General features: G+C 43.2%; 18 protein-coding genes. 9 read left to right on the forward strand and 9 right to left on the reverse strand.

The annotated features are described in order from the left end of the window. Positions 1-55: 55 nt before the first annotated feature. Positions 56-1618 (reverse strand): alpha,alpha-trehalase TreA, encoded by a 1563-nt coding sequence (gene treA / locus U0033_RS08075; protein WP_072362321.1) that lies wholly within the window; start codon positions 1616-1618, stop codon positions 56-58. Between the two features lie 169 nt (positions 1619-1787). Next, entirely contained in the window at positions 1788-2330 is a 543-nt protein-coding gene (locus U0033_RS08080) for a hypothetical protein (RefSeq protein ID WP_143150748.1), read from the reverse strand. Positions 2331-2737: 407 nt separating this feature from the next. Between U0033_RS08080 and U0033_RS08085 the strand changes: the two genes are divergently transcribed. Together U0033_RS08085 and U0033_RS08090 are read left to right on the forward strand one after the other, a co-directional pair. Further along, positions 2738-3235 (forward strand): hypothetical protein, encoded by a 498-nt coding sequence (locus U0033_RS08085; protein ID WP_072362319.1) that lies wholly within the window; start codon positions 2738-2740, stop codon positions 3233-3235. 6 nt (positions 3236-3241) lie between these two features. Next, a complete protein-coding gene (locus U0033_RS08090; protein ID WP_072362318.1) occupies positions 3242-4051 on the forward strand; it encodes an SOS response-associated peptidase in 810 nt (269 codons plus the stop codon). A gap of 285 nt (positions 4052-4336) precedes the next feature. Here the strand turns inward: U0033_RS08090 and U0033_RS08095 are convergent, their stop codons facing one another. Genes U0033_RS08095 through U0033_RS08115 form a run of 5 tightly spaced genes read right to left on the reverse strand, consistent with a single transcriptional unit; the run spans position 4337 to position 15502 of the window. Next, complete coding sequence (locus tag U0033_RS08095) at positions 4337-4942, reverse strand: hypothetical protein (RefSeq protein WP_072362317.1); 606 nt, start codon at positions 4940-4942, stop codon at positions 4337-4339. Continuing rightward, positions 4932-5627 carry an RNA polymerase sigma factor gene (locus U0033_RS08100; protein ID WP_083571571.1) on the reverse strand — a complete coding sequence of 232 codons (696 nt, stop codon included), beginning with the start codon at positions 5625-5627 and terminating at the stop codon, positions 4932-4934. Before U0033_RS08100 ends, U0033_RS08095 begins: the two co-directional genes overlap by 11 nt. Next, the gene (locus tag U0033_RS08105; RefSeq protein WP_072362315.1) at positions 5512-5985 is read right to left on the reverse strand and encodes a hypothetical protein; all 474 of its coding nucleotides are present in this window, start codon (positions 5983-5985) and stop codon (positions 5512-5514) included. Before U0033_RS08105 ends, U0033_RS08100 begins: the two co-directional genes overlap by 116 nt. Further along, positions 5985-11759 carry a fibronectin type III domain-containing protein gene (locus U0033_RS08110; RefSeq protein WP_072362314.1) on the reverse strand — a complete coding sequence of 1925 codons (5775 nt, stop codon included), beginning with the start codon at positions 11757-11759 and terminating at the stop codon, positions 5985-5987. The genes U0033_RS08105 and U0033_RS08110 overlap by 1 nt, the downstream gene beginning before the upstream one ends. Positions 11760-11815: 56 nt before the next feature. After that, positions 11816-15502 carry a T9SS type A sorting domain-containing protein gene (locus U0033_RS08115; RefSeq protein WP_072362313.1) on the reverse strand — a complete coding sequence of 1229 codons (3687 nt, stop codon included), beginning with the start codon at positions 15500-15502 and terminating at the stop codon, positions 11816-11818. A gap of 154 nt (positions 15503-15656) precedes the next feature. Here U0033_RS08115 and U0033_RS08120 point away from each other — a divergent pair, with 154 nt between their 5' ends. Together U0033_RS08120 and U0033_RS08125 are read left to right on the forward strand one after the other, a co-directional pair. After that, positions 15657-16190, forward strand: coding sequence for a Crp/Fnr family transcriptional regulator (locus tag U0033_RS08120; protein WP_072362312.1), 534 nt, complete (start codon positions 15657-15659; stop codon positions 16188-16190). A 93-nt stretch (positions 16191-16283) separates the two neighbouring features. Then, complete coding sequence (locus tag U0033_RS08125; RefSeq protein WP_072362311.1) at positions 16284-17396, forward strand: glyoxalase superfamily protein; 1113 nt, start codon at positions 16284-16286, stop codon at positions 17394-17396. Between the two features lie 137 nt (positions 17397-17533). Here the strand turns inward: U0033_RS08125 and U0033_RS08130 are convergent, their stop codons facing one another. Continuing rightward, entirely contained in the window at positions 17534-18394 is an 861-nt protein-coding gene (locus U0033_RS08130; protein ID WP_072362309.1) for a glycosyl hydrolase, read from the reverse strand. 203 nt (positions 18395-18597) lie between these two features. Then, positions 18598-19146 (reverse strand): hypothetical protein, encoded by a 549-nt coding sequence (locus U0033_RS08135; RefSeq protein WP_072362308.1) that lies wholly within the window; start codon positions 19144-19146, stop codon positions 18598-18600. A gap of 235 nt (positions 19147-19381) precedes the next feature. On the opposite strand from U0033_RS08135, the gene U0033_RS08140 reads away from it, so the two are divergent. From U0033_RS08140 to U0033_RS08160, 5 genes are all read left to right on the forward strand, one after another. Beyond that, entirely contained in the window at positions 19382-19804 is a 423-nt protein-coding gene (locus U0033_RS08140) for a response regulator (protein ID WP_072362306.1), read from the forward strand. 193 nt (positions 19805-19997) lie between these two features. Continuing rightward, positions 19998-21038 (forward strand): LLM class flavin-dependent oxidoreductase, encoded by a 1041-nt coding sequence (locus U0033_RS08145; protein ID WP_072362305.1) that lies wholly within the window; start codon positions 19998-20000, stop codon positions 21036-21038. A gap of 96 nt (positions 21039-21134) precedes the next feature. After that, entirely contained in the window at positions 21135-22034 is a 900-nt protein-coding gene (locus U0033_RS08150) for a PfkB family carbohydrate kinase (protein WP_072362304.1), read from the forward strand. A gap of 198 nt (positions 22035-22232) precedes the next feature. Next, positions 22233-22682 carry a hypothetical protein gene (locus tag U0033_RS08155; protein ID WP_072362302.1) on the forward strand — a complete coding sequence of 150 codons (450 nt, stop codon included), beginning with the start codon at positions 22233-22235 and terminating at the stop codon, positions 22680-22682. A 147-nt stretch (positions 22683-22829) separates the two neighbouring features. Beyond that, positions 22830-25037 (forward strand): alpha-N-acetylglucosaminidase, encoded by a 2208-nt coding sequence (locus U0033_RS08160; RefSeq protein ID WP_072362301.1) that lies wholly within the window; start codon positions 22830-22832, stop codon positions 25035-25037. Positions 25038-25068: the final 31 nt, after the last annotated feature.

Genomic DNA, 25068 nt, shown 5'->3' on the forward strand with positions numbered 1-25068 from the left:
TGGGATGAAAGAAATTAGTATTTATTAAAAAGGGCTGTTACAAAATTTTGAAGAATTATGGATATTTCAGCTCAGCTCTTTCCTGCATATGCAGAATTTTCAGCAGCACACCATTGGTCCAGCCAAACCCATCCTGGTTAGGATACTCTCCTCCTCCACCGGCGAGGCTTGTATCTACCACATTGTATTTTTCCAGTAATTTACCGGTAGCGCTGAATGTTTTAATATTCAGATGAGCCCATCTTGAGGCGATTTCTCCAGCCAGTGAATCTTTGTGATAGTTCATCAGACCGGCAATGGACATCCATTGCAAGGGTGCCCAGCCATTCGGCGCATCCCATTGCTGGCCGGTATTGACGGGTGTGGAGACGAGTCCACCGGGTTGCAGGAATACTGTTTTTAATTCTTTCATCATGGTATCTGCCTGCACCTGAGCAGCTATGTTAAAAAACAAAGGATACATACCTGCCAGGCTTGGAATATTTGTATGGGTATTCTTCTTGAAATCAAAATCCATGAACCAGCCTTTGTTATCATCCCAGCAATATTTGATAATATCCTCTGCTCTTTGTTTTGCGAGCTGCTCAAATTCGCTTGCTCTGGCGTTATTCCCTTTTTCATGATAGGCAGCTGCCAGTGTCTTTTCCAGGTGGTAGAGGAGGCAATTGAGGTCTACGGGCACGATATCGGTGACGTGGATTGTTTTCAGTGACTGTCCGTCTTCCAGCCAGCGGCTGCTAAAATCCCAGCCGGTTTCAGCGCCGGAACGTAATTCCCTGTAAATGGCTTCTTTTGTTTTGTTATTTACAGCTTGTTGAGCGGTCTGAATGTCTTCCGTGTAGGCTTCTTCCCGTGGCCAGGTTCCTTTGTCAAAATAACGGTTCATACGATGGCCATTGGGCATCATTACTACATGTTCGTCGGTTTCTTTTTGGGAGCTGTGCATCCAGAAATCATATTCTTTCTGTAGAGCATCGAGGTAATTGGAAACAGGGTGGTTGGTCAGTTCCAGCATCAGGGAAAAGAATGGCGGTTGTGAGCGGGTAAGGTAATAGCTGCGGTTGCCGTTGGGAATACTGCCATGGTTTTCGAGGAGCCATACGAAATTGTTGATGATATTGTTGATCTGGGCGGTATCTCCGTCTTCTTTCAGGCCGAGCATGGTGAAGTAGCTATCCCAGTAATAGACTTCCCTGAACCGGCCACCGGGTACGATGTAGGGGTGTGGGAGGGCAATGAGGGAGCCGCCGGTTTCCTGTTTGTCAGGAGTGCGTTGTAATATTTTCCATAGCGAGTGGATGTGGGCGGAGACATCCTGGGCGGTATCGGTGATGTAATTGGCGGCGGCTGGTGCAGGGATGGTGAAGTGATCGTTTACGAAAGCGGCTAACTGGAAGGATGTTTGTGATTTTTGTTTTTTGTAATCAGCCAGGATTGCAGATGAGGTTTGCTTTGGGATGGCATCCGCAAAGGTCTTGCTGTCTGGAAAGATATGTGCGGACTGGACATCTTCGAAAAGTCCGGGATATAGTTGGATGGGGGATGCATCTTTGACGGGGGTAGATGATTTACAGGCCGTGAAGAAGATGATCAGGTAGATGATGGATATTGTTCTCATACTGGTCTGATGATGTAGATTTATGCAGTTGGGCATAATTAAAATGGTGTTGGATCTGATTAATTAGCGCCGGATAGTGGTAATTAATGGCATTGTTGCAATTCTCCTGCCATTATTGTAGGTGAAAAGTAAGGAATATTTGGGGAATGGGGAGGGGTTTATATTATTATCAGTTCCAGCTAAACGCGGTCAGGTTTCTTCTTGTAAAAATCCATTTCATATAAAACTTAATGGCTTTCTTTGCGCGTTTAATGATTCTTTCATTGGATTCTATCAGGCTAAAACTGATCCAGTAATTATTTTCCCCCACAGGCGTAATCGTTATGTCTGTCAGGTATCGATGGCAAATTGAATTTGTATCTTCCAGCATAATCAAAAAGGTTTCGTCATCTCCAGTTGCAGAATCACATAGCATACCTCGAGATTTTTCATATAATAATTCATCTAACTCAAAGCGAAGGGCATCGAGGGTATTTTCGAAATGGTAAGGTTGATAGCGACAAGTATTATCTGTCCGCGGAGGGAGTTCTACATACAGGTAATGCTCCGGATCAATTTGTGGATGTTCAGTTTCAAATTTTTCATTCCATTCATTAAGAATATCCGTAGGCACTAATTTCAATCTTTCCACTATTACTTTGAAAGAGATATTCTCATTCTTCATCTGAAGAAACACAAAATAAAACGGATAGAATCCTTGTTGCTTGCGCATATAAAATGTATTTACATTGAGACGGTAAACATAGTAAATTTCTATTCCACTACAATATTCTTTGGCGTATTTAATATTAAAACTAAGTGATTTCATGTGCTTATTCATATGGAGATTGTGTTTCCCTTAAAGATTTATTTTCCTGTAAGGTTGTTGATCAAAATGAAAATCACTATGATCAATTTAGTCCTCGTTATTTAAAATTGATACCATCAATTTCATTGTTTGTAATTTCAATATTTCTTTAAAACTGAGATTATTATTCACGGTTAAAGGAAGATTGTATTTACAAGGCGGTTTCCCCGAAATGGTGTTCAGGGTGATGCCCCTCCCCTCCTTCCCGGATGCATCTTTTATGATTGATTGGCTGTATATGATTTAATTGAAAAAATGCGCAATTTTGTGCAATGTCACTGATCCAGCCATACAATCCATTTGAGCCACTCACCATAGAGAGAATCCAGCAATTATTGCTGATGGGGCAGCCTATCCTGGTAGTGCAGCGTTTTCAATGGGCCGGAATCAACAACGGAGCTGGTTTTATGGCGACAAGGTATAGCTATCCTGAAGATGCGGCTGATCATCTGTCACATCTCCTGCCTAATGAAGGTAAAATGGTAGATTTGCTTCAACCCCTGCAACGGGATAGGCTGCTGGCCCTGATAGCCCCGACTTCAACTTACCAGGTATACTTGGATTCGCTGAAAGACAAGAAATGGGCAAAACGGATGCAACAGGTATATGCAGAAGATGTAAGAAGATTCATTCGTAGTCAGACCCGGCTAAAACCTGACAGGAATACAGGTGTAGATGTAAATTTCGACTTTCGTCATGGCCGTGTGATGGCTGTAATCAACACAGGCACTCAAAGGCTGGAGGTTCCATTTTATGACATTATCAAATAATCCGCTATGTGTTACGATGTATCTTTTCATACCAATATCCAGTTAACGCTTGACATTTTTCCAGATCTGGCGGACAATAGGCAACTTGAATTGAATAGCGATGCGCTGATTCATGTGGAAGGGCATGCACTACCGATGTATTATGTAATTAATACAAAAGAGCATGTAACGCAACTGACGAATATGGAGTGGGGGGTAACACCTTTGTATGTGAAGGATCCGAAAGAACGGAAGGCAAGGCGGTCAGGGATGATCAATGCCAGGAGTGAGCGGATCTTCGATGACCAAAAGTCTTATTGGTACGGGATCCGGAACAACCGTTGCCTGATTCCCGTAAGCGGAATTTATGAGCATCGGCAGATCATTGGATGGAAGAATAAGGTGCCTTACCTGGTTCAAATGAAAGGTATGCCTGTATTCTTTTTGCCTGGTTTGTACCAGGAAAGTACGGAGGTGGATACGCTTACGGGAGAGCTATACCAGGAGGGAACCTACACGTTGATAACCCGGCCGGCGAACGGTTTAATGGCGCAGATTCATAATTCAGGGGAGAATAAACATCGGATGCCTTTGTTTGTGCATCATGAGATGGCGAAACAATGGATTGACCCGGAGCTGACGGAGACGGGGGTAAGAGAGGTGTTGAATTATGAGGTGCCGGTGGATGAGTTGAGTTATGATACGGTGTATACGATACGTGGCGGGAAGCAGCGGCCCGATCACCTGGAGAAAGATGCGCACTGGGAGTGGGTGGCGTTGCCGCCTTTGGGGAATGATACGCCGTTGAATGCGGGGAAGCAGCAGAGTTTGTTTTGAGGTGGCAGTGAGTTTTAGAGGCTATTTTTAAATATATTAACGTAATGGCGCCCCTGTCGGAGGCGCCATTCTTGTATGATCTGGCTTTCGGTTTTTAGCTGTTCTCAGTATAATTAAAACACTGTTTAGTTTTATGATTGAAGTCGTTTTTTTTAGAACTCATTTCATAATTAGGCATTTCTAACTCGTAATCAAATGAGTTCTAGTCAGTCTTTGATTAAATCAAGTCTTAATTCACTTCCTATTTGAAGATTCACCAATTGTAGACTATTTTCCACACTACCCTTACTCATTCAATTCATCAAGAACAGCCCCTATTTCTTTAAGGTACCTTCCATAACCAACCTTGATCCCAAATTCCATAAACCCATATACTAATAAGGTAGATATCGCCAGGATAATGATCCCTAAAGTGAGCAGGTGACTTTGGTCCATCAGGCTACCTAATGGCACTTTTGCTACTATGAAAAGAGACAACATGATCACCAATACAGGAATCAGGGAATAATTAAAGGACCTGTACATTTCGATATTTATCTTAATGTCATAATATAAGGTAAAGAGGCTCTCTTTGGAATTGAGGGTGTAATTGTAAAGCCGGTTATAAAAGAAATAGAACCGGATGAAATAATAAAGGGAGATGATGATCATGAAACCGTAGGTCATGTAGAAGGCTAGCAGGAAACTGCTGCTCAGGTGGAGGATTTGTGGGAAGAAACCAACGATGACCAATCCAATCAATTGAAAGATTAGTTCGGTACGCATGGTGTTTCTTATTTTTTTAACGGGAGATTGCTTTCCCTTCAGATCTTTAAGGGCAGTTGGTAACTGGAACGGGATGTTGTCATTACTTTCCTTGTTCCAGGCGGATTGGATGTCTTCAAAATTCATATCCATAATTTTTTATAAGTTCTTTAAGTTTATTTTTTGCTCTGTTTAACTTTACTCTGGCGTTTACTTCACTAATGCCCAGCTGGAGGCTGATTTCTTTGTGGGTGTAGTTTTCGAGGTGATAGAAGATTAAGGCTTTTTCTATCTTTTCCAGGTGTTGTACTGCCATGTAGAAAAGAGATAGTTTTAGTTCATGGGAGGGAGTATCACTTTCTTCAGAGAGGATGTTTTCCGGGAATGAAGGGGTGGTGAGCGGTTTTCTCTTTTCTTTTTTGAAAAAGGTGATGGCGGTGTTTAAGGCGACGCGGTACATCCATGTGGAAAATTTGCTTTGGTTGGAGAATGTGGGGTAGCTTTTCCAAAGTTGGTAGATGATTTCCTGGAAGAGGTCTTGTTGATCTTCGGGAGAAGCCATGTACATTTTGGAGATTTTGTGGAGGATGCCTTTGTGGGTATCCAGGAGTGTGAGGAAGTCATTTTCCCTGGTCAAGGTTTGGTGTTTAGGTGAATTAGTTTCTTTGGTTAGTGTGGGGGGTGGAGGAATTGTTACAGGGGGAAGGGGATTTTCTTTAGTAGTCTTCTTCGAAGGTTTGCCAGAGGGAGGGGATAAAGATTTTGTCTTTTTGGAGGGTGTTTTCGGGGGTGTAGGTGGCTTCGCGGTATTCCAAGAGTTCGGAATTTTCATTAAATTTAGCGAGAGCTTTTAGTTTATAATTTTCATCACAATTACAAATAAGAAACCCAATAAAAGTATCCCCTTTATATTTTTTACAAATTAAACTACGGTCAGAAACCTTATTAACCAAGTTAAAATATTGGACTTCCCTAAAATTCTTTTGATGATAACTCCATATCTCTTCGAATTCTCTACCTATATAATAAACATCTCCAAATTTCCCTCGCAAACACCTTTGCCCTATTTTACATTTAAGAGAAGTCTCATTAAAAAATCTAAAATAAACCTTTTTTGCAGATAGGGTATTTTCTTCTATCTGCATTTTTTCATTTTGAAACATCCATGTTTCGTAAAACTTATATTCCATTATCGAATTTTTAAAGATGGCTTTAGATCAAGATCACTATTTTCCAAAATAATTGAAATCTGAATTTTCTTAGTCGATTCTATTTTGTTAGGGTAATAACGTTCATACCTCTTAAGAAATTCACCCGTAAAAGACAACCCAAGTTTATCTTTTGTTTTAAACATATTCACACCTCCAATTTTCCCATTTTGACCTAATATTTTTTGCATTTCATCAGAATCTAAAAGATCTTCAAACCTTTTAACCAACTCCTCGAACTCAGCAGCCCCAACTCTTATCGCAATATCCAAATCCTGCGGATTCTCCACCCTCAACGCACTCCCATGCACATAAATCTCCTCCGTCGGCAATCCCCACTCCTTCGCCACCTCCTTCAACAAATCCCCAAACTTCCTAAAATCCTTCAAATTCTCAAACAAATAGGGATATCCTCTCTCGCTCACATCCTGCCAATTCTCCAACTGTTTCAATACATCCTCAACCACATAATCCTTCCTCCTACACGCATTAAAAATCATATCCTCTATCTCCCCATTTGCGATTTCCAACTCCTTCCCCCTCCTCACTATCTCCTGCATATTCCTTGTAGAAAACCACATTTCTTTATCCACCAGATTCAGCTTATTCTTTATATACTGAAAAAGATCCTCCGCTATTTCTTCCTCACTCCTGATATCTCCAATCGTCAATACCAAATTCCCGGGTTTAGCTTCATTCCCGATCCTTATTGGATTAAGGTCTATCCTACCATCTGGATAAACCTCAAATAAACCGTACTCTGCTTCTATTACACCATTATCATAAAATTTCACATTCCCTTTATTAACAATCCAAGCTTCCCCACTTTCCTTACTTAATTTCTGAGCCGCGGATATATCGCCATTTAAAATTAAACGAAACTCCTCTTTAATTAATGTATTTGGTCTATTTACATAACGTTTAATTAAGTATTCATCGAAAGTATTCACCTTCCCATTTATAATCACGTTATAACTATCTCCTACTTTATAAAAGAGCAAATAATTTCTTCCGTCTTTCATTTTCTCAAAAACGGCCTTTACCTTGACTACGTCATTCTCCCACAACTCCACTGCTACTTTTTCCAATGACTTTATAATCTTTGACTTCCAAACTTCCATCATCTCAAGGGGAACTGCAATCCTGGAATTACGGATTGCTTTGGTGCTCGCTACCGTTAGCGTGCCTACCATATAAGCTAAGGCGAAGTAATTTGTATATTTTACAAATTGCGGATGATCCTGTAGCATCTCTGGAGCAGCATTGACATAAGTCACAAAATTGGTAAGCGTTAAATTTACAAACTGGGCACCAAGGCTGGCACTCCCAGCAGCAACACCGGCACCAATACCAGTACTAACCCCGGTTGTAATTCCCGTACTTACACCAGAACTAACACCTGCACCAATACCGGCACTCACTTCGGCACCAGCCTCTACTCCGGTCAGTCCTTCCATTCCAATTGCGCATAATCCGGTGTTTAATGCTAATGCAGCTGATATATTTATTGCGGCTTTGGTGTCCGTTTTAAACAACATGTATACTGAGAGTGCTGGTAATATGTAGGGAGTTCCCATTTCCAGCATCGTTCCGAATGCCTTCGCATCCCTTTTGGGAACTACGATCAGGTACTCCATTGGTTTGAACTTGCCACTAAATGGATCAACCTTGCCATAGTCGGCAAAGAATACCTCACCACCTGCCCCCAAGGTTGCTGTTATCATATTTAGGTAAGAACCCATGCCATCTCTGACTTCCAGCTGGATTTTTTGTTCTTTATCTCTGAAAGCCTCTCCATTACTAGCTGTGAAATAGCCATCGTCGAAAAGGAGAAACTTCTTTTCGGATATTAACCTGTTGATTAACTCTTTATTGTTGGCTGGCTTTTCTTCATTCAGCCAGGCGATGGTGATGGCGTTACATAGTTGGGAAAAATTACCGTGTGATACGTAGAGATAATCATAGGTATCTGATAAGAGTGCGTATAATAGACCTTGCTTTTCTAATATTTTGACCACACTGTATAAGTCAGCAACGCTGGCACAGGTGCCTAATATCTCCAGCATGATGTTCTGACCTCCGAAACTATTACTGGTTAATGACCAGCGCTGGCCGTAATCACCCTGGAGAAGTTTGGCTATCAAACAGGCACGGATTTCCGGGCTAAGATTTTTAAATTGAGCACTTGTGAGATAGGACGTCTTGGTTCCCGCAATTACGAAATGAGCGTTAATGAATTGAACGAGGTCATTACCAGTTGCGAATTCACAACGCTTTAGCAAATTAATGCAGCTATCCAATTCCTTCAACTGCTGATGCATCAGCTTCAGCTGATCGAAGGTAAGCACATCTGAAGTTTCATTCCAGTCTACGTAATATAGTTCAGGGTTGTTGAAATAACAGTTAAATAGTTGGTTATTGGTAGAAAGGACATCTGCCGGGAGGGAGATGATAGTTTTACAGATGGCGGCAATTTCAGCAGAGACCTCGGGTTGATCAGCGTTGATCACTTCCCGCATGAGACGCCGGTATTGTTGGGTGTATGCATTGTTCTGACACAAACAGCCCTCGTTGGGATAACGCGTGCCATTTACAGTTACATTGCAGGTGAAGATATCTTTGGTTAATTCGAAGATGTTGATTTTCTCATCTGCCTGTTTTGGATGAGTATAGATGTAGGTTGAGGTATCATATTTTTCATAGCTGTAGCCTTTGAATTTTCCATTGCTGACATAGTATATAGCACTGTATTCTTTCCTTTTATATTCAAAACTATTGAGAGAGCCGGACATGGCCGGGCTGGCAGTGCTGAAATCCTGGTAGAATATGGAAAGAGGGATTGCGCCTTCGGGTAATTTTATGATAGTGCTGTCAGGTGCATAATATGAAGAGGATGTACAGGCGGATTGTACATCTTTTTGGAGACATTTGTATAATGAAAGCCCTTTGGTTAGTTCACTGGCGGCATCATCCTCGAATAAGCCCCATACACTGCCAGGATCATGGACAATATCCCATTGAAATTTGTAAAGTGCGAGGCCGCTGCCACTGGTCATCAGGTTATTGGATGGACTGATGGCATGTTCCAGGGTGTATGCCCCATGGCCGATTTCGTGTGCGACAGTGCGGGCGATTTCGTATACCGGAGAGTTTTCTAGGAATATAAAACCGAATTGGCTTTTGCGGGGCATTTTACCGAGCAGGCCAGTGCCTTCAAAGGAGCTCTCCTGAGTGTTGGCTGGCACACCTTCTTGGCTAGCTGAAGAAGTGCCTTCATGAGTAGCGCTGTAAGGATCTATCACATTACCATCAGTTGCCAGTTCATTGACCAAAAAGAGATAGACTGCATCATTAATAATATCATGAGATTGCACATAAGCCTTTTTCATGGCCTTCTCCTCTCCTGTAAAACCGCTGCTCAGCAAGGCGCTTTTACTGTCTTGTAGCACTCCATCTTTATTCAGATCCCAGGAATTGCTATTCTTAAAACTGTTATCTATTACAAGGGTATAAGATAGGCCGATGGTGCCATAAACAGATGCCAGGGTTTGCGCTATCTGCTTTTCAGGAATGGTTATGTTATCTCCAATAGGAACCAGGACAAGGTTCTTTTGTAAAAATGGATAACTGGGTACTAACAATTTCCCGATACTACTGCCATCAGCGTGAACCGCATATAATTCCTGGGCATCGCCGGGAGGGCCACCAGTAATAGTGACACTACATTTCAGACCTGTGCAGGTAGAGGGATAAACAATCCCCTTGCCATTAACGAATATGATAGCAGCGGTGTCAGATCGATGGGCGATAACCGTTTCCTGTGCACCAGGTACGATTGCTTTGGCACTCACGTAATATTTACCATCGGCTAATGATTCATAGCCTGATGTATAGCTATTTTTCCCATTAGCCAGCGATCTAATGGTAGAATTATAGTTCGTATTGCCACTCCTGGAAGCATAATCGTTATCGAATGTATCAAATGCATATCTGTTTTCATCTCCTGCCGCAAAATCTACGCGACCGGTATTGAGCTGTAAATTATTAAACCCTGCTGCACTAGCCGCTAAGGCCGCATTCCTTTGCCCCACATAGTTAACGCCACCCTGTTGAGTGATTTGGTAGATCTTGCCATCTGCATCTTCCACAAGCAAGGGCAAGGAAGTATAATGAATTGTTTGAGTATCCCCCTCTCCACTGTCTGTTAACGTTATAGTTCGGGATACAGTATCTACCAGAATTGCATCTTTTGTAAAGAGATGTAAACGGGTTGTTATATCCGCCACCACATCACCGGTTTTCACCTTTCCCATATCATCGCCGCCATGCTGGGCATCAAGTTCTTCTTTGATGAATTGATCTATTCCTTTCGTGACAGCATGCATCTCTCCGCTGATAGCTACGAGATCAGTATTGACAACTACGTTTTTGAAAGAAACCTGGAGCCCAAATCCCAAACCAGGCGTAATGATACGGCCGCAGGAAAGAGATGTGAGCAATACATCATAATGACCTATGCGAATGATATTGCCAATCATAAGTACAGGTTGTACCTCCCTATTAGAGGGTAGTATAAGTAATGAGGCATCTCCGCATGCGATTGTTTGTAAGGGAGCAGTTTTTATGCTTAAAAGATCACTCAATCCACTGTATACTCCTGACAGTTTCCATTGAAGATGTGCTTCATACTCCCTGTTAGGTTCGAGGCTATTAATTAGCGTCGTTGTATCTCTGTTAATTTCTATTGTATGCCAGTCATAAATAGTGTTGTTGCTGGCAAGGGCTCTGTATTGAAGGCGATAAGCATCTACCGGCACGGAAGCCTGTGGCCAATGGTATAGGATCTGCCGCTCACCCTGTGCTCTTCCGAAAAGCACAGGCTTCTCTGTATGCGCAAAGGGATTGACGCCAAGGTAGGTAAATGAACAACTTTGACTATAGCCCTGGTTGCTATAAAGATCTTTCCCTTCCTTGTCTATAGCCTGTACAATCCAGACATACTGCATACTGTCGATGAGTGCGGGTTCTGTGGGTCCATATAAAAGGGTCGTATTGTCGGTTGTTGTTGTATAAAGAGGCCTGGTACTGCGGATAATGTAGTCTGGATGGCTACCTGCAGGCTTTACTTCGTACAAAGAAAAGATGTAAGATATGTTTGCCTGACTGGTATTTCGGATTGACCAGTTAAACGTGAGCAATTGCGGATCCCGTTTTTCTATCCTGCTACCACAGACAGGCAGATTTAATAAAGGTGGATCACTTCTTTGCAGGAAGAATACACTTGCTATTGCGTTGCTGATCTGTATTCCCGGACGATGATTGTCATATGCCTGGAAAGTAAGACGATAAGAACCTTCAGGTAATGATTTTGTTTTTTCATATTCTTCCCGGCTATACCCACCGCTAAAAAGAATATTCTCCGCCATAAAATATTCGGCAAGTGCTGCACCACTGATAATGGAAGGGATCCCTGCGTTTATTGTAACCGGCTGAGGATGAAAAGATGGCTGACTACGCATGATCACGGTTCCATTCTTCTCCAGGGTCATTTGGAGACTGATTTCATAAGAAGGCTGGGTGAGATCTCTTTGTAAGAGTATCAGGCGCAGTTTATCACTCCCACCGGAATAATAATCAGGAAGGTGAAGACTATAAGGAGGTATGATCTGTGTACTGGTGCTAACAGGGTAATCCTGTGCCTGCAAGACACCTGTATAGGAAAACAATAAGATTATTAAATACAGGAGGTTTTTCATTGGATGGAATTATTTTTAAACAGGATGACCAATGGCTGACCATCCTATTCAATCTCTCAGAACTGGCTGACTATGAATGGCACATCTTTACTATCATTTTCCGTGATCACCCGCAGGAGATACATGCCGGATAGCACTTTACCCAAATCAAAACTATCTTCTATCAAAAGGCCAGGTGCATACTGTTTCCTGGCTATCATGTGTCCATTCAGGTCATAGACAGAGACGGTGGTCTGCTGTTTTTTACTAAGTTGTATCCTACATTTGAAATAGCCCTGACTTGGATTGGGTGAAACTATCACGGTATCTATTATACTGACAGGAAGTTGATACACCGGAATGGCTAGCGGATCATAAGGCTGGATATTTACAACTTTCTGTAAATTGTAGGTACAAGTGCCAAAGGTGGCATACATCTTTATCCAATAGTCACCCTGACGACTAAATTTGATCAATGGTGCATTATACAGATCGGTACCCAGCCATTCTGCGCCAGGAGGGAATTCCCAATTAACTGAATCCGGTGCCGGAAGACAGATTTCCCTGACTGCTAACGTATCCAGGGCATTATTCCTGGAGACTACAAGGAAATTAACCGTTGGTTGTGTATTCCGCTTTATAAGCGTCACCTGCTCCTGTAAAAGACAATCATTTGCATCCCTTATTACCACAGTGTAATTTCCTGGTGCCAGGTTTAAAAATTTAGGATCGCCTTGCCAGTTTGCATCACCCAATGAATAGGCATAGTTTACAATGCCACCATCTGCCAATATCTCTATGGCGCCGTCCTGTAAACCATCACAAACAGTGGTGGTATTCAATTTCATTGTAAGCTCAAAAGGCTCCGGAATTGTGTATGCTCCGGATACCACACAACCTTTTCCATCTGTTACAATCAGGTGATAGTTGCCCGCTTTCAATTGTGAAATATGATTCGCTGACAAGGCTGTTTCCACCCATGCATAATGATAAATACTATCCCCTCCCAGGGCAGTAATATCCAACGCGCCTGTTGGTGTACCATTACATCTCACTGGTGTAACCCTGGCAGATAGCTGCATAGCGGGATCATCTGCGATGATGTCAGCGGCATATTTTGTTACACAACCTAATCCATCCTTTGCCTGTATTGTATAATGACCAGCAGATAAGCCAGGAAAATGGGGGATAGCGATCCAATTCGAGTTATCCAATGAATAGGTATAGGGAGCCATTCCACCTGATGTTATAAACCTGATTTCACCAGTGGTATCATTTCCGCAATACACATCCTGTGTTCCTATAAGACTGATTTTTAATGTCTGACGGGTAGTATCTTCTGAAAGTTTTACTTCTAAGGATTTCATGCAAGTCCTGTCATCTATTACATAAACGGTATACTTGCCGGCCAACAGGTTGTCAAAGACCGGAGATGCCTGCCAGTTCTCATTATCAAGACTATAGGATAAGGCATAGTCACTTCCTGCCGCACTTACTTCAATGCTACCATCATCATTACCCCGGCAAGTGATATCGGTCAATTTAGTCTGGATAGTCAGGCTATCAGGTAATGTTATTGTATATGTATCAGGCGCCCATGCCATACATCCTTTTCCATCCATTACCCTGATGTCATATTCCCCTGCAATATGGATCTGCGCCAAAGGAGAATATGTCTCTCCATGATCCATAGAACATGCAAATGCATATCGCCCATCTCCGCCAGAAGCTGTGATATCAAATGCAGCCCCATCCTCCAGGCAGATTGCTTCCCGGATACCTACATAATCTATTGACAACTGTGGAGGATTAGCCATTACTATGGTATCAGAGCTTATGCTACATGCTTTGTCTGTAACGGTTACCCTGTATGTACCGGGTTCTACGTCCTCTACCTGCATGCCGGTAGCAAACCATTTTGCTTGTTCCAACTTTTCCCAGGTATAATAATACGCACCTGTTCCTCCGCTCACCCGTGCCTGCAAATATCCATTCGCCGCATTATGGCAACTAATAGGCGTATGTTGTAAACTCACCTGCAATGGTGGCCGTTCGTAGACTGTATATTGCGCAGATATGACTTCTTCACAGGTCGTACCATTTCTTTTTACCTGTACCTTGTATTCACCGGGAGGGAGATGATTAAAGTCTCCTGTCGCATTTGTCATTTGTACAGGTCCGGTAAGCTGGTAAAGGTTCCCATTTCCCCTTACCTGTAAATGACCGTCATTAGCTCCCTGGCAGCTGACTGAATCGGCTTCTATTAATTGTAATGAAAGAGGAGCCGGACCGGTGATTGTTACAGTGGTATCCCATGAAGGGCAGGCAGGATGAATGACATCAGTTATTTTGATGAGGTATTTCCCTGCAGTCAGGCCGGAAAGTGCAGGTTGTAAAATACCGGATTCGCTGTATACATGAATATCTGCTCCGGACGCAGCAAGATCTATTCTGGCATCTGAAGGGAAATTACAGGAACCATGCACGACATTCACTGTTGCGGAGATCCTTGCTGGTTCTGTCAGTGTGATACTCATACGTTGTGCTTCATTACAGGTTGTATCACTTACAGTGACCTCATAAGTTCCGGCCGCCAGTTCTTTCCAATTGCCGTTGGTGTTATTTAACAGCTCGCCTGCCGGGGTTTTTAATGTGTAAGTATACCCACCACCACCTGTTGCCTGCACACTAATCATTCCATCCCTGCCTCCATTACAGCCAATATTTGTAACTGATTTTGTTGTCAATGACAAAGCCGCTACTTCCGGGATAACTACCTTCAATGGCGTCAAACAATTACCCGCACTACCCCCGGAATTAATGAGCCATAATGTATAAGTACCGGCTTTTAGACCCCTTACCCCTACGCCCTTACTCACACTATCCACTCCATTGCTCCAGTCTACCAGGTCTCCACAATTCGTTGTACAGGGTGTAATCGCATTTCCCGGTCGTAACAACCAATACATGAAAGGATCTCCACTACTAATTGCTTTGCCGGGTAAATAAATCCAACCATTAGCTTTCCCTGCACAGGCAGGTCCTGTCACCAATTCACTCACATTTTTAACTATGGGAGGAGCCGGTATGATCGTATAAATTTCAGATGCAGCACTATAGGGTGAATAGTATGTTCCCTTTTTATACTCAGCCTTTATACGGCATCTGAAACGCACATTGACAACACTTGTTACAGGTATGTGCAATAAGGGTAGAAATGAGCACGAAAAAGTTGCCGATGACGAATCAAAACCCGGCCAGGCAGTTCCTCCATTTAGATTATACTCCCACACGACGGATGTACTCACATAACTATCATCAAACAATGGCCAGTTATTTACAGAACGAAGCGATATTGCACTGTTAGCACAAGTTTGTGTACCAGATGATACATTGCCACTCACCTGGTGGGGTGCAGCCATCTCATACACATATCTCACTGAAAAATACCCCGAACCTATCTCATCCCCATAAAACTGCAGATCCCCGCGAATAGCACCTACCGGGTAAATATTACCACTACTCACACTTCCTATCCTTACATCATTCCGATATAATGCAAATGGAGGGATATGGCTTACTGTTCCGCCATAAACAGGCCCTCCTGTAGCAGATAATGGAGAACTACTCAATGCAGTCGTCTGATCAAATGAAAGTGAGCCGATAGCACCGGTTTGCGTAAGATGAGCATATACATTTACACTTATTTGCGCGAAACCAGACAGATGTAATAATAAGATTATTACAGTGGTAACAAACTTCATGATATAGGCTTAATTGTTATTGTTTTGGTTGATATTCTTGTAAGGAATATGGTCTGTAATGCAGCATGGATAATGGTTAACAATCACGCTGCGTCGCTTATTACGAATATACGAATGTATTAGAAATAAAAAATTATTTTTGGGGAAATTTACTATGGACCAATCGCTACAACTTGCCTTCAAAGAATTTCAACACCTTTGGAAACATGATTCCTTCCCACCCAAAACCATTCTCCTGAAAGAAGGCGATATCGCGCGCAAAATATACCAGATCAAAAAAGGGTGCATTCGCACCTGGTTCAATCACGATGGAAAAGATATCAGTTTTCAATTCTTTTTTGAAGGCGATTCTTTTGCTTCCGTCGAATCGTTCAATAAACAAACGCCCAGCCCCTACGCTATCGAAACCATCGAACAAACGGATGTTCGCTGGCTGGTTTCAGACGACCTGGAGCAAATGCGCCAGCACCCACTCATCAATACATTCCTCATGGACCGCGCCATTGACCGGCAGGCAGCCTTTATCCAGCACTTCTTTTCCTTTCTTCGCGACACGCCTAAACAACGCTATCAAAATTTGCTGGCAGAGCGGCCACAAGTAGTACAGCGTGTTCCTTTGCAGTATATTGCATCTTATCTCGGGATCACACAGGTTTCACTCAGCAGGATCAGGGCGCAGATCAAATAAAAATGGGCTTTAAAACTACCTCCGCATCTTTTTAACAATCGTTAAATTTTTACTCCTGCCATCCCCTCATCTTTGTTCTCTAAAATATTTACCATGCAAATAATCCCCGTTTTCCGTGTCTTTGATTACAACAAAACAATCGAATTTTATGTCAACTGGCTGGGTTGCTCCATCAGCTGGGAACATCGACCGGACAACAGCCCTTTCTACCTGCGCATGTCACTGCGGGGCCTCGTTTTTGACCTTTCCGAACATCATGGTGAATGCTCTCCCGGCGCACGATTTTCCATCGCAGATTTCGAAGGCCTGCAACAATATCATGAAGAACTATTGTCCAAAAACTATCCATATAACCGTCCTGGTCTAGAACGGGTTGAATGGGCGGCAGATACCCTTGAGATGACCGTTACCGACCCTTTCTCCAACCGTATTATCTTCAATGAAAAAGTGAAGGATTTTAATACGATCAGCCCCTCTGCCATTGCATTGCTTTTTACCAAATCTTTTACGCAGATCCCTTTTATGAAAGAAGCAGCCAAACTGCTTCATGCGCTTCCTGATAGCACAGAGAAGACCCCCATGTTTCATGCCAGGGTGCAACATTTTGAAGACAGGTATTATAGCATCGATCGCATGCTCCAACCCACGGGCATTACCAATATACTGGAACTATCTTCCGGTTACTCATTCAGAGGATTAGACCTTGCCAACAAAAGAGCTGTGCATTACATTGATACGGATCTTGATGATGTGATCAGTAGAAAGCTACAATTTATCAATCATTTGCAGCAGGGTCCTTTAAAAGGACAGCTTCAATTAACACCGCTCAATGCCCTTGATGCAACTCAATTCGAAACGATCATCGATTCCTTTCCTGAAGGTCCTGTCGCCATTGTCAATGAAGGCTTGCTAATGTACCTGAATATGGAAGAGAAGCAGCTATTAGCTGATATCATTCATAAAATGCTGATGAAAAGAGGTGGGTGCTGGATCACAGCAGATATTTATATCCCTTCTCCGCTGGATGCTCATAAGGTATATACCCAGCGACAACAAAAGTTCATGAACTTCCATAAGGTAGAAGAAAACAAATTCGCCTCCTTTGATGCTGCGAAGAATTTCTTTGAGGATGCAGGGTTTACAATTACCAAAGACTCCCAGGAGGAAATCAATTTTCGGGAGACCTGGCTCTTAAAAACAAAATAATCTCCCCGATTCTCTGTTTAAGTATACCCAGGATTGGGCAAAGCTTCCATCTGCTACCAACAACGGTATGAAGGGATCTTGCGAAAGCATATAAAAAAAGGCGCCATCCAGACGATGACGCCAATTCTGAAAATATACTATTGCGCTGCTTTAATACTATTATTCGGCTCATGATCCGCGTACCATTTACCCAATGTTGTCAGGTTACCGCTGGCATCTATCAGTGAAGACGGCCATAAACGGGCACTTGTCGGAGAACTGGAGAACCAGGAATACCGCTGCACATAAGGCAATGAATCCAGCTTTGGTAATAAGCGCTGCATAAAGCCCAGTACCTGATCAGGTTTATACATGTTACCCGCTACTGTAGTAGCATTATTATCTACCGTTGCAAACTCCGTGATCCAGATCGGCTTATGGTACTTATTGTACAGATCAGACAATACAGATACGAAGTGTGTATCATCCAGTCCTACATACATGTGTACGCAAATGAAATCTACCCGATAGTTCTTTACGATACAGGAATCAAGAAAATCGTATATCCATTTCTGTGTAGGCCATGCAGCAGCAGGACTACCCAATGGTAATCCAATGCTTTCCAGCTTAGGCCAGAGCTCCAGGGCTTTTGCCACTGTCATATTGGATTGATCAGACAAATCCGGTTCGTTGAAACCAAGGATGTATTTTACCTTCCCTTCCTTTTTCAGGTTGTTTACATAAGTAATATTCGCATCTGTGACATTGCCGGAACCCCAGAACATGGTAACAAATTCTGCATTTTGTGGTGCCACATCCAGCGGAGCATCTGTACCCCAGGTATAGAACCAGTTAGCTTTCAGTTTTACAATGTTTCCGTTCCAGGTGCCATCGGTTGTATAAGTGCTGAAACAGGCACCTTTCTTACCATTGCTTGTACCGGTGGTTGTTGTGTCATCTTTCTTGCCGCAGGCGAAAAGCAGGGTGAGGGAAAGAATGAGGAGTGAATTGGTTTTCATTAGGTAGGTTACTACAGTGAGTGATTAAAGGACAAAGATATTTATTTTTTATAATATTTCCGAGCGAATGGGTTATTGAGTATTATTAGAGTAATACAATAACCAGCTACGATCAGGTTTACATAATCATAGCTTCGTAGACGCGAATTTGAGGATCGATGAACCCTAACTAATGGTGAGAATCGTTTCCATGGCAGAACATGTTATTTACCCAACCGGGTACTCAAATCCACATCTTCCGGATTCTCAACGACAGGCACTTCCAGTGTTTCGCGATGCCCCATGATAGGATTCAGGTAGTTGTTGTATACACACAGGAGGCCATCCACGATATTATCAGGCCCGATGATCGGGCTATAAGAAAATGCGTAGGAAAGCTCTTCGGTATCTTCCTCTTTTTTCAGGAGGAAATAACTGCTTTTTATGAAGGAACCTGCATTTTCCACCACCGCTGCTGTTGCCACAGGAGACAGCCTTCCCCATTCATCCGGCCAGATCTCCGCTGCAGGACGGCCCATGATGGCAGGATGTCCTTTGCCTGCAAATGGAATAAAAGCATCGTTATACAGATGGATGAATTGCTCGCCCCACCAAATGAACATTGGCTGCACCGAAGTGAGCATAATACGAACGCAGGTACGTAAATGAGGAGGCCATGTATCAGGCGTGCCGATGATATTATTTTTCCACTGGTAGATATGCATCATTTGTCCGGTCTCCCCTCCATTAATGAATAATTCTTTTGAGTCCATAGTGTCTTTTAGGTTTACCTATTCACTAATCATGCCTAAGCCCTTATTTTATACCGGGAATACTACAGCAGATGAGCTTCGCTCAAAAGCCTGCCTGGAGATAATTTTAAATTAAAAATTCAAACTGCAACATGACCTTAATAATAATTAACATACCTTTTAGGTATTTATTAAGTACTTTAGACACACTTACTTCATACACCACCTCTTCTGCTCACCTTTAAATTTTAACCATATGAAACAGCAGCAGACAGTATTGATTATTGATGATGATGCAGACGACAGGCTTTTTTTGACGGAAGCAATCACAGACGTATCTCCTGGCTCACGCATGCACAGCTGCAACAGCGGTTTAGAAGCCCTTGACCTCCTGAGTAAAAAGAAGATCGCTTTACCTGACTTTATTTTCCTTGATCTGAACATGCCGAAGATGAATGGAAAAGAATGTCTTGTTGAACTGAAAAAACTCCTGCGTCAGACACTCACGAAGATTATTGTCATGAGTACCTCAGATATGAAACGCGATATCGAGGATGCTCTAGAACTGGGTGCCCATTTATTCTTTACAAAACCCGGCACCTACACAGAACTGTGTAAATACGTGAAGAAAATCATTCACTGTAAATCGGTGCAACTTCCATTTATCATGAAATCTTAGGAATTGATTAAAGCTGGCTTATACAAGCAGCGAAGCTATGCACTTATCGTGCTATAGAGCGCTTATAAAATGACTATAGCTCAATTATCGAACGCCTATCTCCAGTGCTATAGTTTCCATAAAGAAAGCGGGTGTACATTCTCCATTACCCTGAATTGTCCGATCTTTGCGCCACGAAAAAAAGGAGTAAACTATGGAGTTCGGTATCAGCACATTTGGAGAAGTAACACCGGATCATGTACCAGGGAGGGCCCTCAATGCTCATACCCGGATGCAGGAATTATTGGAAGAAGCGAAACTATCCGACGAAATCGGATTGGATGTTTTTGCCGTTGGGGAACATCACCGGCCCGATTTTATCATTTCTGCACCAGAGGTTGCCCTGGGAGCCATTGCTTCCGTAACTAAAAACATCCGGCTTTCCAGTTCCGTTACCGTATTGAGTTCTGCCGACCCGGTAAGGACCTTTCAAAACTTTGCCACCCTGGACCTAATATCCAATGGCAGGGCAGAAATTATGGCCGGCAGGGGCTCTTTTATTGAGTCATTTCCGCTGTTTGGCTATCATTTAAATGATTATGATGAGCTGTTCATTGAAAAACTGGATATGCTCACCCAGATTAATAACAATGAGGTGCTCAGCTGGCAGGGTAAATACCGGGCACCCATCCGGGAAAGAGGCGTTTATCCCCGTCCTTACCAGGATAAACTGCCTATCTGGCTCGCTATCGGAGGCACTCCCGCATCCGCCGCCAGAGCCGGTAGAATGGGCCTGGGTATGACCGTAGCCGTATTAGGAGGCATGCCAAAGCAGTTCCTGAATATCGTGAAATTATTCCGTCAGTCTGGGGCGGATGCAGGTCATAACCCGGATACGCTGCCCCTGGCCATCAATAGCCAGATGTATATAGCCGGCGACTCTGAAACTGCCGCCAATGAATTCTGGCCCACTTACGAAAAACTTATGAACCGTGTGGGGGAAGAAAGGGGATGGTCACCTATTACCCGGGGCCAATATGAGTACTTGCGCTCTCCCGAAGGACCACTTTTTGTAGGTAGTGTACAGGAGGTGGTGGACAAAATCATCTATCAAAGTAAACTTTTCAATCATACCCGTTTCCTGGCTCAGATTATCAAAGGCGAGCTACCGCATGACAAAATGCTGAATTCCATTGAGTTACTGGGTCGAAAAGTAGTTCCTGCTGTTCGCCAGCAATTACAGGCTAAACTGTAAAAGAGGATACCAATCATCCTGAATATTCTTGGGAATAGACGGGGTAATATTTACCTTTGTTCCCTGTTAGGATCAACGCTATAAACCGGACTAAGCATGTATGACATTTGTTGTATAGGACATATTACATTAGATAAAGTAGTAACTACCCGCTCGGTGGTACATATGCCTGGTGGAACATCATTTTATTTCTCCAGTGCCATCCGGAATATGGATGTAAAATATTCAATGGTGACGGCACTCGCACAAAAAGAGATGTACATCGCCGAAGAACTGAGGGCTAATGGAACTGAAATTGTGGTACTGCCAAGTGCCAACACCCTTTACTTTGAGAACATTTACTCTGAAAATCAGGATCATAGAACTCAACGTGTAAGTCAGCTGGCAGATCCGTTCACACCGGAACAACTGTCTGATATCAACGCCCGTTTCTTTCACCTTGGCCCACTGGTAGCGGATGATATCCCGGTATCTGTAATCAGGGAACTGGCAAAGAAAGGGAAAGTGTCCCTGGATGTGCAGGGGTACCTGCGCAAGGTCGAAAATGAGCAGGTCATTCATATTGACTGGCCAGCAAAAAAAGAAGCTTTACAATATGTGCATATCCTGAAAGCGAATGAGTCTGAGATGGAGGTGCTGACAGGCACGAGTGATGTACGTAAAGGGGCGATCACCCTGGCGTCATGGGGCGTAAAAGAAGTGATCATTACCCTGGGCAGTAGAGGATCTGTGGTGTATAAAGACCAGAACTGGTATGATATTCCGGCTTATATCCCCACAACTTCTGTAGTAGACGCTACAGGTTGTGGCGATACTTATATGGCAGGCTATCTCTCCCAGCGTGCAAGGAATGCAAATCCACAGGACGCAGGAGAATTTGCAGCCGCGATGGCTACTTTAAAGATCGAAGGATCAGGGCCTTTTACCGGCAATGCGGAAGATGTGACGAAGTTCCTGGCAGCGAATCATAGTTATACATTTTCTTTGACCGCTTAAAATGCTTCTAAATAATTGATTTAAAGACCCGTTTGCCTAATTGGCAAGCGGGTCTTTCCTTTTTCAGGATAAAATCCCTGTTTATAGTGAGTTTATATATGGCGATATTATCTAAATTCGCCTTCAAAACCAGATTCATCTATTAATCTGGCACAATTTTACAGGTCTATATTCCAGATGAATTAAAAAACTACGACCATGAAACAGATATTTCTCGCTTTAGCAACATCAGCCGTCTTATTCGCTTGTCACAATTCAGCAGACCAGGCGGCGATCGAAGCAGCCAAAAAGGAGGCTGTAGATTCAGTAAATACCGCAAACGCTATCAGGCAGCAGGTGCTCGACTCTGTGAAAGAAGCAAAGGCGGCGGCACATGAACACCATGCAGCAGTTGCAGCACAAAACAGCAGTGCAAATAGTGCTGCCAGCAGTTCAGGCGCTACGACGACGACTACCAAGAAGAAAGGCTGGAGTCATACTGCGAAAGGTGCAGTAGTAGGTGCAGGTGCTGGTGCCATCACGGGTGCGCTTATTAATAAGGATCACCTGAAAGGTGCAGCGATCGGTACTGTAATTGGTGCTGGTGTAGGTGCAGGTACAGGTGCGATCGTGGATCACGCTAAGAAAAAGAAAGCGGCTAATCAATAAAACAGAAGCATACATTCAGATCCCGGTTACAGTGATGTGACCGGGATTTTTTATTGGCTATAAGAATCTATTCAGCGCCTGCTCACCCCATGTAACCCTGCATTTTTTATTAGCAGATATTGCTGAGCCGTCTTATCTTTATCTCCTATGCAACTATCTTTTCGTACATCCCTGCTTTTTACGTTATTATTTCTTGGCTTTAAGGCCATTCCGACTGTAGGTCAGGACAAGAAAGCCATTGACGACCTGGTGAAAAGGATCATGCGATCACAGGCCATGCATTTTCAAACCCGTTTCATCTCACAGGAAAAAGGGCATGATGTGTTTGAACTGGAATCGCAGGGCAATACCATTCTCCTGAAAGGTAGTAATGGCCTTAGTATAGCCAGTGCGCTTAACTATTATCTGAAAAATTATGCGCACTGCGATATCAGCTGGAATGGTACCAATATGGACCTGCCCAACCCGCTGCCAAAAGTACCCACGAAAGTGCATAAAAGAACACCTTATCAATATCGTTATTACCTGAACTATTGTACGTTCAATTACACCATGAGCTGGTGGAAATGGGATCGCTGGCAATGGGAGATTGATTGGATGGCGCTCAATGGCGTAAATATGCCACTGGCACTGACCGGTCAAAACTCAGTGTGGAGCCGCGTGTACAAGAAAATGGGATTCACGGATAATGATCTGAATAGTTTCTTCAGTGGACCCTGTTTCTTTAACTGGTTCTGGATGGGAAACCTGGATGGATGGGGAGGACCGCTGCCACAGCAGTTCATGAAAGACCAGGAAGAATTGCAGAAGAAGATCCTGGAAAGAGAAAGATCATTGGGGATGAAACCTGTGCTACCTGCGTTTACTGGACATGTGCCACCGGCTTTCAGGCAAAAATTCCCGAATGCAAAAGTGAAGAAAACTAACTGGGATGCCGGCTTTGACGATGTATATATTCTAGAACCGGAAGATCCTTTGTTCTCAAAGATCGGAAAGGAATTTATTGAAGAAGAAACAAGCACTTTTGGTACTGACCACTTCTACTCTTCTGATACCTTTAATGAGAACTTACCTCCTACCAACGATTCTTCCTATCTGCATAAGATCAGTAAAAAGATCTATCAGTCTATGATCGATGCAGACCCTGCGGCAATCTGGGTAATGCAGGGATGGATGTTCCATTATCAGAAAGATTTCTGGCATCCGGCGCAGATAAAGGCATTGCTTACTGCTGCTCCTGATGACAGGATGATTGTATTGGACTTGTTCAGCGACAATTTCCCTGTGTGGAACAGAACGAATGCCTATTATGGTAAACAATGGATCTGGTGTATGCTGCAGAACTTTGGTGGCAATATCGGTATGTATGGCAGAATGGATCATGTAGCCCACGATCCCGCTAATGCCCTGCATGATTCTACTGCCGGTAACCTGGTAGGGATTGGTGTAACACCTGAAGCGATTGAACAGAATCCAGCCATGTATGCGCTGATGATGGATAATGTATGGAATGATCAGCCGACCGATCTCGATAGCTGGTTAAAATCGTATGCGTGGAGACGTTATGGCAGGCAAAATACAGATGCGGAAGCGGCATGGGCCATCCTGCATAAAACGGTGTATAATGGCGGTTTAACGGAAGGTACGCCAGAAAGTATCCTCACCGGCCGTCCTACATTTGATACTGTTGCACACCGAACCCTCACGCATCTGAACTATGCACCGGGAAATCTATTACCTGCATGGGATCACCTCATCACAGCGGCAGATGTGTTAAAAAGCAGTGATGGATTCAGGTATGATATTGTGGATGTAACAAGACAGGTGCTGGCAAACTATGCGGATTCCTTGCAGCAACAGGTAGCAAAAGCATATAAAGCGAAGGATAGTGTGGCATTTAAGAAATATAACGAAGCGTTTTTAATGATGCTGGACGATATGGATCGTTTGCTGGCAACGAGAAAGGATTTCCTCTTAGGAAGATGGCTGGCAGATGCAAAGAGCTGGGGAACAAACCAGCAGGAAAAAGCGCTGTATGAGATGAATGCGAGAGATCTGATTACTTTATGGGGAGATAAGAAAAGTCCGCTGCATGAGTATTCTTCCAGACAGTGGTCAGGCCTGATAAAGAACTTTTACAGGGCAAGATGGAAACAGTTTTTTGATTATGGCACACAGTGTTTAAGAACAGGACAGCAAATGGATCTGAAAACGTTTGAAGAGAAGATGGAGAATTGGGAATGGAACTGGGTAAATGCGAAAGAAGTTTATCCGGTTGTGACAAGTGGAGATGAGGTGGTTATTGCGAAAGAGGTGTATCATAAGTACAGAGAGTTACTTCGAAAAATATATTAGCAAATAAAACATTCATGAAAGGTGGAATTCA

This window comes from Chitinophaga sancti, from assembly GCF_034424315.1.
In the GTDB taxonomy this organism is placed as follows: Bacteria; Bacteroidota; Bacteroidia; order Chitinophagales; family Chitinophagaceae; genus Chitinophaga; species Chitinophaga sancti.